This window comes from Ramlibacter aurantiacus (genome assembly GCF_016722895.1).
In the GTDB taxonomy this organism is placed as follows: domain Bacteria; phylum Pseudomonadota; class Gammaproteobacteria; order Burkholderiales; family Burkholderiaceae_C; genus Ramlibacter; species Ramlibacter aurantiacus.
Genome location: NZ_JAEQNA010000003.1, coordinates 332,587 through 351,630, shown reverse-complemented (window position 1 = coordinate 351,630; position 19,044 = coordinate 332,587). Strand labels below are relative to the sequence as shown.

Annotated in this window: 12 protein-coding genes; all 12 read right to left on the bottom strand. The window is 69.1% G+C overall.

Annotation, left to right across the window (positions count from 1 at the left end; all coding sequences use genetic code 11):
* Complete coding sequence (gene treZ / locus JI739_RS11600; RefSeq protein WP_201684052.1) at positions 1-1,824, bottom strand: malto-oligosyltrehalose trehalohydrolase; 1,824 nt, start codon at positions 1,822-1,824, stop codon at positions 1-3.
* Positions 1,821-3,965 carry a glycogen debranching protein GlgX gene (gene glgX, locus JI739_RS11595; RefSeq protein WP_201684051.1) on the bottom strand — a complete coding sequence of 715 codons (2,145 nt, stop codon included), beginning with the start codon at positions 3,963-3,965 and terminating at the stop codon, positions 1,821-1,823. Before glgX ends, treZ begins: the two co-directional genes overlap by 4 nt.
* Before the next feature lie 9 nt (positions 3,966-3,974).
* Positions 3,975-4,706, bottom strand: a complete 732-nt coding sequence (locus JI739_RS11590) for a mechanosensitive ion channel family protein (protein WP_201684050.1) — start codon at positions 4,704-4,706, stop codon at positions 3,975-3,977.
* A 19-nt stretch (positions 4,707-4,725) separates the two neighbouring features.
* Positions 4,726-8,043 (bottom strand): maltose alpha-D-glucosyltransferase, encoded by a 3,318-nt coding sequence (gene treS, locus JI739_RS11585; RefSeq protein WP_201684049.1) that lies wholly within the window; start codon positions 8,041-8,043, stop codon positions 4,726-4,728.
* Positions 8,044-8,187: 144 nt separating this feature from the next.
* Complete coding sequence (locus JI739_RS11580; RefSeq protein WP_236589488.1) at positions 8,188-10,467, bottom strand: alpha-1,4-glucan--maltose-1-phosphate maltosyltransferase; 2,280 nt, start codon at positions 10,465-10,467, stop codon at positions 8,188-8,190.
* Positions 10,460-12,337, bottom strand: a complete 1,878-nt coding sequence (gene glgB, locus JI739_RS11575) for a 1,4-alpha-glucan branching protein GlgB (RefSeq protein ID WP_201684048.1) — start codon at positions 12,335-12,337, stop codon at positions 10,460-10,462. Before glgB ends, JI739_RS11580 begins: the two co-directional genes overlap by 8 nt.
* Positions 12,338-12,440: 103 nt before the next feature.
* On the bottom strand, positions 12,441-14,228 hold the full coding sequence (aspS, locus tag JI739_RS11570) for an aspartate--tRNA ligase (RefSeq protein WP_201684129.1): 1,788 nt from the start codon (positions 14,226-14,228) through the stop codon (positions 12,441-12,443).
* 42 nt (positions 14,229-14,270) lie between these two features.
* Positions 14,271-14,891, bottom strand: a complete 621-nt coding sequence (locus JI739_RS11565) for a DUF502 domain-containing protein (RefSeq protein WP_201684047.1) — start codon at positions 14,889-14,891, stop codon at positions 14,271-14,273.
* A 16-nt stretch (positions 14,892-14,907) separates the two neighbouring features.
* Complete coding sequence (locus JI739_RS11560) at positions 14,908-15,258, bottom strand: FmdB family zinc ribbon protein (protein WP_201684046.1); 351 nt, start codon at positions 15,256-15,258, stop codon at positions 14,908-14,910.
* Between the two features lie 82 nt (positions 15,259-15,340).
* The gene (locus JI739_RS11555; protein WP_201684045.1) at positions 15,341-16,807 is read right to left on the bottom strand and encodes a high affinity choline transporter 1; all 1,467 of its coding nucleotides are present in this window, start codon (positions 16,805-16,807) and stop codon (positions 15,341-15,343) included.
* 81 nt (positions 16,808-16,888) lie between these two features.
* Entirely contained in the window at positions 16,889-18,454 is a 1,566-nt protein-coding gene (gene ubiB, locus JI739_RS11550) for a ubiquinone biosynthesis regulatory protein kinase UbiB (protein ID WP_201684044.1), read from the bottom strand.
* On the bottom strand, positions 18,451-19,005 hold the full coding sequence (locus JI739_RS11545) for a ubiquinone biosynthesis accessory factor UbiJ (RefSeq protein ID WP_201684043.1): 555 nt from the start codon (positions 19,003-19,005) through the stop codon (positions 18,451-18,453). Before JI739_RS11545 ends, ubiB begins: the two co-directional genes overlap by 4 nt.
* Positions 19,006-19,044 lie beyond the last annotated feature (39 nt).

Sequence of the window (19,044 nt, the reverse complement as noted above, 5' to 3'; positions counted from 1 at the left end):
TCAAGCCTCCAGGGCCACGCACACGCCGCCGCGCGCCAGTTCGAGGCCGCCGTCGGCCAGGTTCACGCGCTGCTGGTGCAGCACCCGCCCGGCCGGCGCGGCCATGCCGCGCACCGGCTCCTCACCGAAGTTCGCCAGCAGCCGCAGCTTCGCACCGCCCAGGTCCCAGGCGACCTCGATGCAGCCGTCCTGGCAGCGCCACCGGCCGCCCTCGCGCATGCCGGCCAGCCGGGGCACCAGTTCGCGCTGTCGCAGCTGCAGCAGCGCCTGCATGCGCGCCAGCACCCGGGCGCCTTCGCCCTGCTGGCGCTCGTCCCAGCGCAGGCGGGACGCCTGCAGGGTCCCGGGCGCGTTCGGGTCGGGGATGCGCTCGCGGGCGGCTTCGTCGGAGAAGGCGGCGAAACGGCCGAACTCCTCGCGCCGTCCGCGCGAGACCGCCTCGGCCAGCTCCGGGCCGAAGTCGCAGAAGTACAGGAAAGGCGTGGACGCGGCGAACTCCTCGCCCATGAACAGCATGGGGATGTGCGGCGACAGCAGCAGGCAGGCGTAGGCCGCCTCCAGCAGCACCGGGTCGGCCAGCTGGTGGATGCGCTCGCCGAAGGCGCGGTTGCCGATCTGGTCGTGCGTCTGCAGGTACGACACGAAGGCCACGCACGGCAGGTGGGCCGAGGGCTCGCCCCGCCGCTCGCCACCGCGGAACGCGCTGGGATCGCCCTGGTAGACATAGCCCTGGGCCAGCGCGCGGGCGAAGGCCGCGGCGGGATCGTCGGCGTAGTCGGCGTAGTAGCCGTCGGTCTCGCCGGTGGCAAGCACGTGGGCGGCATGGTGCAGGTCGTCGTTCCATTGCGCGGTGGCGGCCCCGGGCCGGCCGCTGGCGTCGCGCACCAGCAGGTGGGCCTGGTTGTCGTCGTTCTCGAGCACCACGTGCACCTGGCGCTGGCGGCCCGGCCCGGCCTGCAGCGCCTCGCAGATCTCTCGCACGATGTGGCGCGGCGAGTCGTCGCGGATCGCGTGCACCGCGTCCATGCGCAGGCCGTCGAAGTGGTATTCCTCGATCCAGTACAGCGCGTTGTGCACGTAGAAGTCGCGCACCGTGCGAGCCTGCGGCCCGTCGTAGTTGATGGCCGCGCCCCAGGGCGTCTGGTGCGCCGGGTTGAAGAACGACGGGCAGTAGGCGTGCAGGTAGTTGCCCTCGGGCCCGAAGTGGTTGTAGACCACGTCGATCAGCACCATCAGGCCCAGGCCGTGCGCGGCGTCCACCAGCGCCTTGAGTTCATCCGGCGTGCCGTAGCTCGCGTCGGGCGCGTACATCAGCACGCCGTCGTAGCCCCAGCCGCGCTGGCCGGGGAAGTCGGCCAGCGGCATCAGCTCGATGGCGGTGATGCCCAGGGCCGCGAGTTCGGGCAGGCGCTCGCGGGCGGCGGCATAACTGCCTGCTTCGGTGAAGGTGCCCAGGTGCAGCTCGTAGACCACGGCCTCGTGCCAGGGCCGGCCGCGCCAGCCGGCGTGCTGCCAGCGGTAGGCGGCCGGGTCGATCACCCGGCTGGGGCCGTGCACGTCACCGGGGTTGAAGCGCGAGGCCGGGTCGGGCACGCGCAGGCCGTCGGGCAGCACGAAGCGGTAGTCGTCGCCGGGCCGGGCCGCGGGCAGCGCCAGCGTGTGCCAGCCGTGCGCGCCGCGCTGCATGGGGTGCAGCTGCTCGGCCCCGCCGGCGGCGGCGTGGGCCAGCTGCACGGCGGCCGCGCCGGGCGCCCAGAGGCGGAACTCGACCCCGCCATCGGGCAGCAGCCGGGTACCGAAGGGCATGTCGTGGGACGTGGTCATTGGGAAGTTCTCCGGGGCCGGCCGAGCAGCACCAGCGAGCGGGCCAGCATCGGGTAGCGAAGGCTCGCCTCCCGCACGGGCTGGCCGGCCGAGCCGATCCCGGGCCGGGCGGTATCGACCATCACCTGCCAGGGCGCGCCGTCCACGGCGGCGAGGGCGAAGTCCAGGTCGTGGGCATGCGCGTTCAGCAGCAGCAGGAAATCGTCGTCGCGTTCGCGCTCGCCGCGCGGGCCGAGGTCGGCGATGCCCTGGCCGGACATCAGCATGCCGACGCAGCGGTTCTCGCCGTGGTGCCAGTCGTCGGGTGTCATCTCGTGGCCGTCGGGCCGCAGCCAGCTCACGTCCTTCAAGGCGTCGCCATCCAGCGGCACGCCGCGGAAGAAGCTGCGCCGCCGGAACGCCGGATGCGCCTTGCGCAGCGCGATCAGGCGCACGACGAACTCGACCAGCGACTTCTGCGCGTCGTCGAGGTCCCACTCGAGCCAGCTCAGCTCGTTGTCCTGGCAGTAGGCGTTGTTGTTGCCCTGCTGGGTGTGGCCGCGCGGATCGCCCGCCAGCAGCATGGGCACGCCCTGCGACAGCAGCAACGTGGCCAGCATGTTGCGTTTCTGGCGCTCGCGCAGCTGCGCGATCTGCGGGTCGTCGGTCGGGCCCTCGGCGCCGTGGTTCCACGACACGTTGTGGTTGTGGCCGTCGCGGTTGTCCTCGCCATTGGCCTCGTTGTGCTTCTGGTTGTAGGAGACCAGGTCGTGCAGCGTGAAGCCGTCGTGCGCGGTGACGAAGTTGATGCTGGCGTAGGGCCGGCGACCGGACCAGCCGTAGAAGTCCTCGGAGCCGGTCAGCCGCCGCGTCACCTCGCCGAGCAAGCCGCCGTCCCCGCGCCAGAAGCCGCGCACCGCGTCGCGGTAGCGGTCGTTCCACTCGGACCAGCCGGCGGGAAAGTTGCCCACCTGGTAGCCGCCATGGCCCAGGTCCCAAGGCTCGGCGATCAGCTTGACCCGGCTGAGCACCGGGTCCTGGCGGATGGCGTTGAAGAAGGCGCTGAGGTTCTCGACCTTGCCGGCTTCGCGCGCCAGCGCCGAGGCCAGGTCGAAGCGGAAGCCGTCGACGTGCATCTCCTGGACCCAGTAGCGCAGCGAGTCCATGACCAGCTGCAGCGCGTGCGGGTTCTCCAGGTTCACGGTGTTGCCGCAGCCGGTGAAGTCCTCGTAGTAGCGCCGCTGGTCCGGCTGCAGGATGTAGTAGGACGCGTTGTCGATGCCGCGCAGCGACAGCGTGGGCCCCAGGTGGTTGCCCTCGCAGGTGTGGTTGTAGACCACGTCCAGGATGACCTCGAACCCGGCCGAGTGCAGCGTGCGCACCATGGACTTGAACTCGTACACGCGCCCGGTGGAGCTGTATCGGGTCTCGGGCGCGAAGTAGCCCAGCGAGTTGTAGCCCCAGTAGTTGCGCAGGCCCTTCTCGGCCAGCCGGCGGTCGTCGACGAAGCTGTGCACCGGCAGCAGCTCGATGGTGGTGACGCCCAGGCGGCGCAGGTAGTCGATGACCGGCGCGCAGCTCAGGCCGGCGTAGGTGCCGCGCAGCTTGGGCGGCACGTCGGGGTGGCGCATGGTGAAGCCGCGCACGTGCACCTCGTAGACCACCATGTCTTGCCAGGGCACGTCCGGGCGCCGGTCGCCGTCCCACGAGAAGGCCGAGTCGGCCACGCGCGCCTTGGGCACCAGCGAGCCGCTGTCACGCTTGTCGAAGGACAGGTCCTGCCGGCGCGAGCCGATGGTGTAGCCGTAGAGCGCGTCGCTCCAGCGCAGGCGGCCGATCAGGTCCTTGGCGTAGGGGTCGAGCAGCAGCTTGTGCGGGTTGAATCGGTGCCCGTCCTCGGGCCGGTAGGGCCCGTGCACGCGCCAGCCATAGGCCAGCCCGGGCCGGGCCTGCGGCAGGTAGCAGTGCCACACGTCGGCGGTGCGCTCGCGCATCTCGATGCGCTGCTGCTCGTGGCGGCCGGTGGGGTCGAACAGGCACAGCTCCACCCGCTCGGCGTGCTGCGAAAAGAGCGCGAAATTCACGCCCTGGCCGTCCCAGGTGGCTCCGCGCGGGTACGGCAGGCCGGGCCAGACCTCGTTGATCCGGTCGAAGGGGTTCATGGGTCAGGGCTACAGGCGGTCGTACGGCGGCGGCCGGCGGTCACCGACTTCGCTCGACTCGCCTCGCCGGCTCGGGCTGGGCCACCAGCGCTCCAGCCGCTCGGCCGCCCAGTTGCGCCCGCCCAGCCCGAAGGCCAGCGCCAGCGCCAGCACCACTCCGCCGAGCACGATGAGGAAGGTGTAGAGGACGATGTTGCCGCCGATGCTGATCTGGTCGAGCGCGACCAGGATCACGAACAGCATCACGCCGTATTGCGCCACCCGCCCCAGCATGGCCGCGTCCTGCACCTTCATGCCGCGCAGGTAGCTCGCCGTGGTGTCGCCGACGAAGCGCGCGAAATACGAGCCGAAGGACAACACGATCAGCGCCACGAAGATGTTGGGCACGAAGCGCAACACCCGCAGCAGCAGCTCGGACAGGTAGGTGAAGCCCATGCTGTTGGCCGCCACCATCACCGCCGCCAGGATCACCAGCCAGTACACCAGCCAGGCGATGAGCGCCGTGGTGTCGGCCCGGGAGCCGCCCTGGCGCAGGAAGTTGTCCAGGCCGGCCCGCTCGGTCAGCACGTGGAAGTTGACCGCGCGCAGTGCGCGCTCGATGGCGAAGCGCGCCGCCTTGGCCAGCAGCCAGCCCACCGCCACGATGAGCACGGCGCCGAGCAGGCGCGGCAGGAAGGCGACGATCTGCGCCAGCATGGCGCGGGCGGGTTCGAGGGAGCGTTCGATGTTGAGGGTGTCCATGGGCGTTCCTTGCATGCCGTCACTCGCGTTCGCGCGCGCCGAGCAGCGCCAGGATGCCTTGCAGCGGCACCTGGACCCACTCGACCCGGTTGTTCAGCTCGTACCGCAGCTCGTAAAGGGCCTTTTCGAGTTCGAGCAAGGCCAGCAGGTGCTCGTCGATGGGCTGGCCCAGGGTCTGCGCATAGGCGGCCCCGAACGCCCGCCGCGTGGCCTCCTCCCAATCGCGCGCCACGGGCGCCAGCCGCTCCAGTTCGCTGGCGCTGCGGGCCGTGCGGCGCAGCGCGGTCCAGCGCGCGTAGTTGAACGAGCGCAGCATGCCGGCCACGTCGCGCAGGGCACTGCCCTTGGCGCGGCGTTCCTCGAAGCTGCGGGCGGGCTCACCCTCGAAGTCGATGATGAGGAAGTCGTTGCCGGTGACCAGGACCTGCCCGAGGTGGTAGTCGCCGTGGAAGCGGGTCTTGATGCCGCCCTGCCCCACGGTCTCGGCCCCGGCGATCTGCGTCAGCAGGTCGTCGCCACGGGCGAGCAGCTGGTCGGCGTCCTCGCGCATCGCCCCGGTGAGCTGGCCGATGCGGGCGCGCAGCAGATCCAGGGTCTGGCGTGCGTCGACGCCGGCATGGTCGCGCATGGCCTCGCGGTCCTGCGCGGTGAGCGGCTCGGGATCGAAGGCCGGATCCCCGGTGCGCAGCGACAGGGCCTTGTGCAGCTCGGCGGTGCGCTGGCCCAGCGTGGCCGCCAGGGCCAGGAAGCCACCGTGGGCCATGGCCGCCGGCTCGGGTTCGCTGGTGGTGGTGCGCAGGTTCTCCAGGTGCCGCTCCAGGTAGCCCAGGGTGTATTCCCAGCCATCGCCCTGGCTGGCCACATAGGACTGCACCAGCGCCAGCGTCATCATGCGGTCGCCCTCGCCCACGTATTCGATGGCGCCCAGCACCGGCACGCAGTTGGGATAACGCGCGACCTCGGTGAGGAAGCGGCCCATCTCCAGCTCGGGGTTCAGGCCCTCGCGCACATGGCGGTAGCCCTTGAGGAACAGCTTTTCGCCCAGCACCACCACGGTGTTGCTGCTCATGCCCAGCGGCCGGGCCACCGGCAGCGACTCGATGTCGCCGGCCAGGTCGCCGAACACCGCCGTGGGCTGGAACAGCAGCCGTCCGCGCGCGGTGGGCACCGTCAGGCCGGCGCCGATGGCGGCGACCACCTCGCGGCAGAAGGCCTCGTCGTGGAAGGCGTCGCTCATGACGCCGACGTTGGCCTGCTGGCGCACCTTGGCCAGCGCCGCCGACTGCAGCCGATGGGTGCGTTCTTCCTCGGTGTCCTCCCAGGCCAGCGCCAGCGGCACGAAATACATCGAGGGCTCGGCCGGCCCTTCCAGCGACACGATGGGCAGCATCCAGCTGCGGTCGCCGTGATCCCAGATCGCCTGGTCGAGCAGGCGCGCCTGCTGGATGGGCGATCCCTTGGCCGCGTACCAGCGCTGGATCTCGATGAAGCGCGGCAGCGTGTCGGTCTCGAACTGCGTGCGCAGGCGCTCGGCCATGCCGATGCGCCAGGGCATCACCCGGTCCCGGAAGAAGCTGGTCCAGCCGTCGAACAGCACCAGCGTGGGCCGCTCCTGCAGCGTCACGTCCTCCTGGTGCCACGCAGGCGCGCTGACGTCCTGCGTGAGGCGGAACCAGTAGAAGCCGTACTGCGGCAGCGTCAGCAGGTAGGGCAGCTCGCCGATGGGCGGGAATGCCGTGCGGCCCACCATTTCCACCGGCACGCGGCCGCGGAAGGTCGACAGGTCCAGCTCCACCGCCTGCGCCGCGCGCGAGAGGTTGAAGACGCACAGGATGGTGTCGTCCTCGTACTCGGTCAGGTAGGCCAGGATCTTGCGGTTGCCCGGCTTGAGGAACGTGCGGCGCCCCCGCCCGAAGGCGTGGCTGGTGGCGCGCACCGCGAGCATGCGGCGCGTCCAGTTCAGCAGCGAGCTGTTGGAGCGCGACTGCGCCTCGACGTTGACGGCCTCGTAGCCGTACATCGGGTCCATGATGGGTTGCAGGTACAGGCGCTGCGGATCGGCGCGGGAGAAGCCGGCGTTGCGGTCCGGGCTCCACTGCATGGGCGTGCGCACGCCGTTGCGGTCGCCCACGAACACGTTGTCGCCCATGCCGATCTCGTCGCCGTAATAGATGATGGGCGAGCCCGGCATGGACAGCAGCATGCCCTTCATCAGCTTGATCTTGTCGGGGTCGTTGTCCATCAGCGGCGCCAGGCGCCGGCGGATGCCCAGGTTGATGCGCGCGCGCAGGTCGGCCGCGTACATGGTGTACATGTAGTCGCGCTCCCGGCTGGTGACCATCTCCAGCGTGAGTTCGTCGTGGTTGCGAAGGAAGATGGCCCACTGGCAGCCCTCGGGGATCTCGGGGGTCTGCTGCATGATCTCGACGATGGGGTAGCGGTCCTCCTGCGCGATCGACATGTACATGCGCGGCATCAGCGGGAAGTGATAGCACATGTGGCATTCGTCGCCGTCGCCGAAGTACTCGCGCACGTCCTCGGGCCACATGTTGGCCTCGGCCAGCAGGAAGCGGTTCTCGTAGCGCGCGTCGATGGCCGCGCGCAGCTTCTTGATGACCGCGTGCGTCTCGGGCAGGTTCTCGTTGCTGGTGCCGTCGCGCTCGATCAGGTAGGGGATGGCATCGAGCCGGAAGCCGTCCACGCCCAGGTCGAGCCAGAAGCGCATGACGCGGAACACCGCCTCCAGCACGGCCGGGTTGTCGTAGTTCAGGTCCGGCTGGTGGCTGAAGAAGCGGTGCCAGTAATAGGCCTTGGCCACCGGGTCATAGGTCCAGTTGGAGACCTCGGTGTCGGTGAAGATGATGCGGGTGCCCTTGTACAGCTGGTCGGTGTCGCTCCAGACGTAGAAGTCGCGCTCGGGTGAGCCGGGCGGGGCCCGGCGCGCCGCCTGGAACCACGGATGGTCGGCCGAGGTGTGGTTGATCACCAGCTCGGTGATGATGCGCAGGCCCCGCTTGTGGGCTTCGTCGAGCAGCTCCTTGAAATCCGCGAGCGTGCCGTAGGGCGGGTGCACGTCCTCGTAGGCGGAGATGTCGTAGCCGTCGTCGCGCAGCGGCGAGGGGTAGAACGGCATCAACCAGATGGTGTTGACCCCCAGCTCCTTGACGTAGTCGAGCTTGGCCGTGACGCCCTTGAAGTCGCCCATGCCGTCGCCGTTGGAGTCGTAGAAGGCCTTGACGTTGAGCTGGTAGATGACGGCGTCCCGGTACCAGAGCGGATCGTCCCTCGTCGTGATCACGGGGCTCTCGAGCGCTAGCTGGGGTGTGGGTCCACTCATAGATGTTGCCCCACCCCGAAGCGCCTGCGGCGCCCCCCCTCGAGGGGCGCCACCAGCGGCCCGGCAAAGCCGGTTCCGCGGTGGCCCGCGGCTACATGGTCTGCTTTCAATATCTCTCGTGTGATGCGCAGCATCCTGGCGAACCTACATGAAGTAATCGAAATCGCGCTCGTCGCGCGAACGCCGGCGCACCACCAGGACGTGGGCCGGAACGGCATTGGGATCGAGGCGGATGAAATGGTGCGAGCCCTGCCACTCGAAGTGCTGGTTGCTCAATTGGTCGTGCACCTGGAAAGCATGCCCGGGTTCGACGCCGAGGGTCGACGGATCCAGGTGCAGCCAACCCGATTGCACGTTGTAGGGATCGAGGTTGACCACCGTGAGCACCACATTGCCGCCGTCGGCCGAGGTCTTGAGCCAGGCGATCAGCTGGTCGTTGTCGATGGGCAGGAACCGGATGCGGTTGTCCTGCAGCGCCGGATTGGCGTGGCGGATGCGGTTGACCCGCGCGATGAAGGGCGCCAGGCTGTTCGGGTCGTCCCAGTTCCAGTGGCGCAGCTGGTACTTCTCGGAGTCGAGGTATTCCTCGCTGCCCGGGTTGCGCGGCAGGTGCTCCCGCATCTCGTAGGCCGGCCCGTAGATGCCGTAGTTGGCCGAGAGCGTGGCCGCCAGCACCAGGCGCGACATGAACACCGGGACCTCGCCCGACTGCAGCTGCGCGTGCAGGATGTCCGGCGTGTTCGGCCAGGCGTTCGGGCGGAAGTAGTCGGAGCCTGGCGCGGTGCTCAGCTCGGTGAAGTAGTCGGTGAGGTCCTGCTTGGTGTTGCGCCAGGTGAAGTAGGTGTACGACTGGGTGAACCCGACCTTGGCCAGCCGGTGCATGACCTTGGGCCGCGTGAAGGCCTCGGCCAGGAAGATCACCTCGGGGTGCTCGCGCTGCACCTCGCCGATGGCCCACTCCCAGAACGGAAAGGCCTTGGTGTGCGGGTTGTCGACGCGAAAAATCTTCACGCCCTCGGCGATCCAGTGGTCGAGCACGCTCTTGAGCTCGGTCCACAGGCCCTGCCAGTCGTCGCTCTCGAAGTTGAACGGGTAGATGTCCTGGTACTTCTTGGGCGGGTTCTCGGCGTACTGCACCGTGCCGTCGGGCCGCCAGCGGAACCAGGCCGGATGCTCCTTGACGTAGGGATGGTCGGGCGCGCACTGGAAGGCGATGTCCATGGCGATCTCCATGCCCATCTCCTCGGCCTTCTCGCGCAGGCGGCGGAAGTCCTCGGGCGTGCCCAGCTCCGGCAGGATGGCCTTGTGGCCGCCCTCGTCGGCGCCGATGGCCCAGGGGCTGCCCACGTCGCCGGGCTCGGTGGTCAGGGCATTGTTGCGGCCCTTGCGCTGGATGCGCCCGATGGGATGGATGGGCGGGAAGTAGACCACGTCGAAGCCCATCTTCCTGATGGCGGGCAGGCGCTCCTCGACGTCGCGGAAGGTGCCGTGGACACCGGGCTGCTTGCCGGCCGACCGGGGAAAGAGCTCATACCAGCTGGAAAAGCGCGCCTTCAGGCGGTCGGCCACGAGCGGGAGGTCCACCGGGTGGCGCACCGCGAAGCGGCGGTCGGGGTAGCGGGCGACCACCTGGGCAAGGCCTTCGTCCAGGGCCAGGGCCTTGAGCGCGGTGGCGTCGCTGTCGCCGTCGCTGCCACCGGCGTCGAGGCGGCGGCTCCAGTCCTGCAGGGTCTGCCGGTCCTCGCCCTCGGCCCGGGCGGCGGCCGCGGCGATCTCCTGGGCGCCGACGCGGCAGGCGATGCGGATGTCTTCGGGCTCGACACGGCGCTCCATCTCGTGGTGCCAGGACTCGAAGGCATCGACCCAGGCGATCACGGTGTAGCGGTAGCGGCCCATGGTGGGCGGCACGAACGAGGCGCACCAGACGTCGTTGCCCTGCGGCTTCATCTCGATTTCGCGGGCGGCGCTGTCCGGCTCGGCCTCGGCCCGCCAGCGCAACACCGCGCGGATCACGTCGTGGCCATCGGTGAAACAGTGGCCGGTGACCTCGACCGGCTCCCCGGCCACGCGCTTGACGGCGAAGCGGCCGCCGTCGACGACCGGCAGCACGGCATCGACGACCGCGCGCACGCGGCCATCGCTGCCGTCGGCGGTGGCGGGGCCCGGCTGGTCGCCGGGGGCGGCCTGCACCGGAGGGGCGTCGGGCGAGGGCACGGAGGCCGCAGGCGCCGTTGCCGGCTGGGCCTTCCTGGCGGCGCGGGCGCGCGGCTCGGCGCGCGCGCGCACGGACGGCTCGGCCCCGCCTTCGGCGGCGGGCGGCGGAGCCTTGGCGCGCGGCTTGCCGGCGGCGGGCTGCTGGGTCGCGGACGTCTCGGCCCGTTCGGGCCGCATCTCGGGCTGGGTCTTGGCTCGTTTCTCAGGCATGGGGCTTGTGTTCGAGGATCAGCGTCGACAGGGGCGGCAGGGTGAGGTTGATGGATTGCATGCGGCCATGGGCGCGGACCGGGTCGGTCTCGACCCCGCCGAGGTTGCCCCAACCCGCCCCACCGTACTCGGGGGCGTCGCTGTTGAGGACCTCGCACCAATAGCCGGGCAAGGGCACGCCGATACGGTAGTTGGTGCGCGGCACCGGCGTCATGTTGCTCACCACCAGCACCGGCGGGGCTGCCTCGCGCGGCTTGCGCAGGAAGGCGAAGACGCTGTTGCCGGCATCGTCGGCGATCACCCATTCGAAGCCGGCCGAGTGGAAGTCGATCTGCCACAGCGCCGGACGGTCGCGGTAGACGCGATTGAGCTGCGCCATGTAGCGCTGCAGCCCCGCGTGGCCTTCCATGCCGGTGACCCACCATTCGAGTTCGCCTTCGTGCGTCCACTCGCGGCGCTGCCCGAACTCGCCGCCCATGAACAGCAGCTTCTTGCCCGGATGGCCCCACATGTAGCCGTACAGGGCTCGCAGGTTGGCGAACTGCTGCCACGAATCGCCGGGCATCTTGCCCAGCAGCGAGCCCTTGCCGTAGACCACCTCGTCGTGCGAGAGCGGCAGCACGAAGTTCTCGTTGAAGGCATAGATCATCGAGAAGGTCATCTGCCCATGGTGGTGGCGCCGATGGACCGGGTCCTGCTGCATGTAGGCCAGGTCGTCGTGCATCCAGCCCATGTTCCACTTCATGCCGAAGCCCAGTCCGCCCATCTCGATGGGGCGGGATACGTTGGGCCAGGCGGTGGACTCCTCGGCGATGGTGACCGTGTCCGGGAAGGACCGGTACACCTCCCGATTGAGAACCTGCAGGAATTCGATGGCCTCGAGGTTCTCGCGCCCGCCGTAGCGGTTGGGGATCCACTCGCCGTGCTTGCGCGCGTAATCCAGGTACAGCATGGAGGCCACCGCGTCGACCCGCAGGCCATCGATGTGGTAACGGTCCAGCCAGAACAGGCCGGACGACACGAGGAAGCTGCGCACCTCGTTGCGGCCATAGTTGAAGATGCCGGAGTTCCACTCGGGGTGGAAGCCCTGGCGCGGGTCGGCATGCTCGTAGAGGTGCGTGCCGTCGAAGTAGGCCAGGCCGTGCTCGTCGTTCGGGAAGTGCGAGGGCACCCAGTCCAGCAGCACGCCGATGCCGCGCTGGTGCAGGTGGTCCACGAAGTACATGAAGTCCTGCGGCGTGCCGTAGCGCGCGGTGGGCGCGAAGTAGCCGGTGGTCTGGTAGCCCCAGGAGCCGTAGAACGGATGCTCGGTGATCGGCATCAACTCGACGTGCGTGAAGCCCATGTGGCACACGTACTCGGCCAGCCGATGCGCCAGTTCGCGGTAGCCCAGGAAACTGCCGTCCTGCCGCTGCCACGAGCCCGGATGCACCTCGTAGATGGACATGGGCGCGTCGAGCGCGTTGCGCGCGCGGCGGGTGGCCATCCAGTCGTGGTCGTGCCAGTCGTGTTCCAGGCCCCAGATCCGCGAAGCCGTGGCCGGGGGCGCCTCGGCCAGGAAGGCCATGGGGTCGGCCTTGTCGACGACGTAGCCGGCGTGCCGGGACGCGATGCGGTACTTGTAGGCGTGGCCGCGCTGCGCCTGCGGCACCACCGACTCCCAGATGCCGCTGCCGTCGGGGCGCGGCTGCATGGGGTCGGCCGCGTCGCTCCAGCCGTTCCAGTCGCCGACCACCGACACCGCCTGCGCATTGGGCGCCCAGACGGCGAAGCGCACGCCGCCATCCGGCTGCAGGTGCGCGCCGAGTTTGTCGTACAGCCGCGCGTGGGTGCCCTCGCGGAAAAAGTAGAGGTCTTCGTCGCCAATCATCCCGGGAAACCTTATCAGGTCCGCGGGGGATCGTGGGGCGCCCTCGAGCGACGGGACCCATCGTGAGCCGCCGTCCTACCCGACGGCTGAGCTGAAACGCGCGTCAGGCGGCCTGCGCATGGCGCAGGCGGATGTGCAGTTCGCGCAGTTGCTTCTCGTCGACCGGGCTCGGCGCCTGCGTCAGCAGGTCTTGCGCGCGCTGGGTCTTGGGGAAGGCGATGACGTCGCGCAGGCTCTCGGCGCCGGTCATGAGCATGACGAAACGGTCCAGGCCGATGGCGATGCCGCCGTGGGGCGGCGCACCGTACTGCAGCGCATCGAGCAGGAAGCCGAACTTGGCCTGGGCTTCCTCGGGTCCGATCTTGAGTGCGCGGAACACCTTGCTCTGCACCTCTTCGCGGTGGATACGCACCGAGCCACCGCCCAGCTCGATGCCGTTGAGCACGGCGTCGTAGGCCTTGGCCACGCAGCGGCCAGGGTCGCTTTCCAGCCAGTCCTCGTGGCCATCCTTGGGCGAGGTGAAGGGATGGTGCACGGCGTTCCAGCGCTGGGCGTCGTCGTCGTACTCGAACATCGGGAAGTCGACGACCCACAGCGGCTTCCACTCGCCCTCGACCAGCCCGCGGGCCTTGCCGAAGTCGCTGTGGCCGACCTTCACGCGCAGCGCGCCGATGGCGTCGTTGACCACCTTGGCCTTGTCGGCGCCGAAGAAGATCAGGTCACCGTCGGCCGCGCCAGTGCGCTGCAGGATCTGCGCGATGGCGGCATCGTGAAGGTTCTTGACGATGGGCGACTGCAACCCCTCGCGCCCGGCGGCGGCGTCATTGACCTTGATCCAGGCCAGGCCCTTGGCGCCGTAGATCTTGACGAACTCGGTGTAGCCGTCGATCTCGCCGCGGCTCATCTCGCCGCCACCGGGCACGCGCAATGCGACCACGCGGCCATCGGCCTGGTTGGCGGGGCTGGAGAACACCTTGAAGTCGACGTCCTTCATCACGTCGGTCAACTCGGTGAATTCGAGCTTGACGCGCAGGTCGGGCTTGTCGGAGCCGTACAGGCGCATGGCATCCGCGTGCTTCATCACGGGGAACGCCGGCAGGGCGATGCCTTTGGCGTTCTGGAAGGTGGTGCGGATCATGCCCTCGAACATGTCGCGGATTTCCTCCTCGGTGAGGAAGGAGGTCTCGACGTCGATCTGGGTGAACTCGGGCTGCCGGTCGGCCCGCAGGTCCTCGTCGCGGAAGCACTTGGTGATCTGGTAGTAGCGGTCGAAGCCGGACACCATCAGCAGCTGCTTGAACAGCTGCGGCGATTGCGGCAGCGCGAAGAACATGCCGTCGTGCACGCGGCTGGGCACCAGGTAGTCGCGCGCGCCCTCCGGGGTGCTCTTGGTGAGCATCGGGGTCTCGATGTCGATGAAGCCGTTGGCATCGAGGAACTTGCGCACCTCCATCGTGACCTTGTAGCGCAGCATCAGGTTGTTCTGCATGTAGGGGCGGCGCAGGTCCAGCACCCGGTGCATGAGGCGCGTGGTCTCGGAGAGGTTCTCGTCGTCGAGCTGAAACGGCGGCGTGATGGACGGGTTGAGCACGGTGAGTTCGTGGCACAGCACCTCGACCTTGCCGCTGCGCAGGTTGTCGTTGGTGGTGCCGGCCGGACGGGCGCGCACCAGGCCCCTGACCTGCACGCAGAACTCGTTGCGCAGCCCTTCGGCGGCCTTGAACATCTCGGGGCGGTCGGGGTCGCACACCACCTGCACGTAGCCTTCGCGGTCGCGCAGGTCGACGAAGATCACCCCGCCGTGGTCGCGACGGCGATTGACCCAGCCGCAGAGGGTCACGGTCTGCCCCAACAGGGCCTCGGTCACGAGACCGCAATAGGTCGTACGCATTTTCTGGCTAGACATGTGCAATTCCGGCGCCGCGCGGGCGCATTACTTGAGAGGGAGAGCGGCAGGGCCCTGGGGGACGACGACCCCCATGGAGATGACGTAGCGCAGCGCCTCGTCGACGCTCATGCGAAGTTCGACGCACTCGCTTCGCCGCAACATGACGAAGTACCCGCCGGTGGGATTGGGGGTGGTGGGAACGTAGACGCTGACCCAGTCGCCCACCAGGTGGTTGACCACGTCGCCGCCCGGCGCGCCGGTGACGAAGCCGATGGTCCAGACATCGGGGCGGGGCCACTGCAGCAGCACGGCCTTGCGGAAGGCATTGCCGTTCTCGGAAAACAGGGTGTCGGAGACCTGCTTGACCCCGGAATAGATGGAGCGCACCACCGGGATCCGGTTGAATACGCGGTCGCTCCAGGCCAGCAGCTTGCGTCCGACGAAGTTGCTGGCGACGGCACCGACCAGCAGCAGGATGGACAAGGCCAGCAGCACACCCAGGCCCGGCAGGTGGAACCCCAGCAGCCGGTCGGGCTGCCAGGCCGTGGGCAGGATCAGCAGCGTCTGGTCGAGCGTGGCGATGATCCACTGGATCACCCACATCGTCACCGCCACCGGCAGCACGACCAGCAGTCCGGCGAACAGCCATTTGCGCAGGGCGTGCATCGGGAGGGTCCGCGGCTCAGTGGCAGGCGCAGGCGCTGCCGCAGCCACCGGCCGAGGCGGTGGGGCCGTCGGACTTGGCTGCGGGGGTGGGGGTGGATTCGGCCGGCTTGCTGCCGCCGTCGGTACCCTTGGCATCGGTGCTGCCGCTGGTGCTGGTGCTGGCCGGGGCCGAGCCGGCTCCGCTGCCGTTGCGGAAATCCGTGACGTACCAGCCCGAGCCCTTGAGCTGGAACCCGGCAGCGGTGATCTGCTTGCTGAACGCGTCGGCGCCGCAGGCCGGACACACGCTCAACGGCGCATCGGAAATCTTCTGCAGGACGTCCTTGGCGTGGCCGCAGGAGCCGCATTTGTAGGCGTAGATGGGCATGACGCTAGGTGGCTGATGCAAAGCCTTCAATTATAGGCAGCCGGGCTTGGGAGCCCGCCCCCGAAAGCGCCCGCCCTTGCGCTCAGACGGCCACGCCGCCGGCCGCGTCGCTGCCCTGGTAGTGGCGCACGTGCCCGGTGTGGTTGGGCACCCACTGCGGCAGCAGTGAACCGGCCACCATGCCCAGCAAGGCGGCCAGCACGCCGGCCAGCTGCTGCGGGAACTCGCCGCCCAAGGGCGTCAAGGCAAACAGGCCCCAGGTGATGATGCCCAGCGCGATGGAGGCCAGCGCGCCCTGGGTGGTGGCGCGGCGCCAGTACAGCCCGAACACCAGTGGCACGAAGGCGCCGACCAGCGGCACCTGGTAAGCCCCGGCCACCATCTCGTAGATGGAGGTGCCCTCCATGGCGATGGCGTAGGCCAGCACCAGCGCGGTGAAGACCAGCACCGAAACCCGCATCGCGCGCAGCGTGGCCTGGTCACTCATGTCCGGCACCAGGTTGCGCAGGATGTTCTCGACGAAGGTCGTGCTCGGGGCCAGCAGCGTGGCCGAAGCCGTGGACATGATGGCCGAGAGCAGTGCGCCGAAGAAGGCCACCTGCAACCACACCGGCATGCGGTCGAGCACCAGGGTGGGCAGCACCTTCTGCGGGTCGTCGGCCAACAGCTTGAGCGCGTCGTCGCCCATGACGACGACCGCGGCGGTGACGATGAACATGGGCACGGCGGCGAACAGCAGGTAGAGCGTGCCGCCGATGATCGGGCCGCGAACCGCGGTCTTCGCGTCCTTGGCCGACATGACGCGCTGGAACACGTCCTGCTGGGGAATCGAGCCGAGCATCATCGTGATGGCGGCGGCGAAGAAGAACAGCCACTCCTTGGTGCCGCCGTCGGGGAAGAAGTCGAGCTTGCCCTCGCGCGCCGCATAGGCGAACACGGCGCCGGCGCCGCCGGCGCGATCGGCGGCGAACCAGGCGATCAGCGCCAGCCCGATGACGATCACGATCATCTGCACGAAGTCGGTCACGGCCACCGACCACATGCCGCCGAACAACGTGTAGACCAGCACCACCGCCGTGCCGATGAACATGCCGCCGGCCACCGACACGGTCTCGGGCAACAACAGGTGGAACACCAGCCCCAGCGCCGTCACCTGGGCCGCCACCCAGCCGAGATAGCTGAAGATCACCATGAGCGAGGCGACGACCTCGATGAGCCTGCCGAAGCGCTGGCGGTAGTAGTCGCCCAGGGTGATGAGCTGCCGCTGGTAGAGCTTGTAGGCGAAGAACAGCCCGACCAGGATCAGGCAGAAGGAGGAGCCGATGGGGTCTTCGACCACGGCGCCGAGGTTTTCCGAGACGAAGCGGGCCGGTACGCCCAGCACGGTCTCGGAGCCGAACCAGGTGGCGAAGGTGGTGGCGATGACCACGGCCAGCGGCAGGCTGCGGCCGGCCACGGCGTAGTCCGCGGTGTTGTGCACGCGCCGGGCGGCCATCAGCCCGATGGCGATCGATGCGAGCAGGTACAGGACGATGAACGTCATCAACATCGGGCAGCCTCCGGGTCGGTGTTTTGCTGAGCTGCGGGATTATCCGCAAACTGGACGGTGGCCCGGCCCGGAAGCTGTGCTTCAGAAGGCCCGTGCGCCGATGAGGAGTTGCATGGCCAACACGCCCAGCGCGAAGCCGACGCTGCCGTAGACCAGGCGGTGCAGCAAGCGGTTGGTGTGGCGGATCTCGCGCAAGGTTTCCAGCAGCTCTCGCTCCATCACGGCCGGCCGGCGCGACAGGTAGTCATGCACCAGCCGAGGCAGCTCGGGCAACATCTTGGCGTAGCGCGGCGCCTGGTCCTTGAGCTCGGCCCACAGCTTCTGCGGGCCGATCTGCTCCAGCATCCAGCGCTCCAGGAAAGGGCGGGCGGTACTCCAGAGGTCGAGGTCGGGATCGAGCTCGCGGCCCAGCGCCTCGATGTTCAACAGCGTTTTTTGCAGCAGCACCAGCTGCGGCTGGATCTCGACGTGGAAGCGGCGCGACGTCTGGAACAGCCGCATCAGCACGATGCCGAGCGAGATCTCGCGCAGGGGCCGGTCGAAGTAGGGCTCGCAGACCGAGCGCACCGCGGCTTCCAGCTCGTCGACGCGGGTGCCGGGCGGCACCCAGCCGGACTCGATGTGCAGCTCGGCCACGCGTTTGTAGTCGCGCCGGAAGAAGGCGGTGAAGTTCTGCGCCAGGTATTCCTTGTCGTACTCGGTCAGGGTTCCGACGATGCCGAAGTCCAGCGAGATGTAGCGACCGAAGGTGCGCGGCTCCAGGCTGATCATGATGTTGCCCGGGTGCATGTCGGCATGGAAGAAGCCGTCGCGGAACACCTGCGTGAAAAAGATGGTGACCCCGTCGCGAGCGAGCTGCCGGCGATCGACCCCGGCGTCCACCAGCCGCTGCACCTGGCTGATGGGCACGCCCTTCATGCGCTCCATGACGATGACCCTGGAGTGGCACAGATCCCAGTACATCTCCGGGATCAGCACCAGGCCCAGGCTGGCCATGTTGCGGCGCAGCTGCGCCGCGTTGGCCGCTTCGCGCAGCAGGTCGAGTTCGTCGTGCAGGTACTTGTCGAATTCGGCGACCACCTCGCGCGGCTTGAGCCGGCGGGCATCGGCCGATACACGCTCGGCCCAGCCGGCCATCATGCGCATCAGGGACAGGTCCTGCTCGATCACCTCGAGCATGCCGGGCCGCAGCACCTTCACGGCCACCTCGCGCAGGCTGCCGTCGCGTGCCAGCAGCGTCGCGAAATGCACCTGCGCGATGGACGCGCTGGCCACCGGCTCACGCTCGAAGCTGGCGAACAGCGTGTCGATGGGGCGGCCGAAGGCACGCTCGATCGTGGCCATCGCCAGCCGCGGGTCGAAGGGCGGGACGCGGTCCTGCAGCAGGGCCAGCTCGTCGGCCACATCGGGCGGCAACAGGTCGCGCCGGGTGGACAGCAGCTGCCCGAACTTCACGAAGATCGGGCCCAGCCGCTCCAGCGCCTCGCGCAGGCGCCGGCCACGCGGGGCCCGCAGGTCACGCCCGACGCTCACGACGGCGGCCAGCAGCCGCAGCGTGGGGTGCCGGAAGCTGCGCAGGAACAGATCGTCCAGGCCGTACCGAAGCACGATCCAGGCGATGAACGCAGCCCGGAGATACCGCCTCATCGGGGGCTGCCGGGAGGCTGGGCCGGCGGCTTGCCGCCGCTCCCCACGAACCGCCGCAGGGCGTCGACCATGCCCCGGCCGGCCTGCGCCAGCGTGTACGCCGGGCCGTCGCCGAGCACGCGGGCCAGGTCTTCCTCCAGGTCCCAGCGGACGTGGTCGACCAGCCAGTTGATCTCGGCGGCGAACTGCACGTCGCCCGCGATGCGCACCGGCGGCTTTTCGCCCCGAAGCGCGGCCTGGGCCAGGCCGAGCGGGGATGGTTCGGTGACGGTCAGGGTGAGATCGGGCGCGATGCCGGGTTCGGCCAGGTCGAGCAGGCCGGCCGGCGTGGCCACCAGGCGCATGTGGAAGTGGCGCCAGTGCGCCTCGAGCACCCGCCCCTTGTGCCGCTCGAGCCGGGCCTGGGCCTCGGGCTCCTGCATCAGCACATGGTTGAGGAGCAGCACCACCCGGCGCTGCGCTTCATGAACGGCCCAGCCGGGCGGCTGGATCAGACCGCCGAGCTGCTCGGCCATGCGGTCCAGGAAGTTGTGGGGGGCGTCAGTGGCCATAGCCTCCCATTATTCCCGCGAAGTCATGCGGCCCGGCAG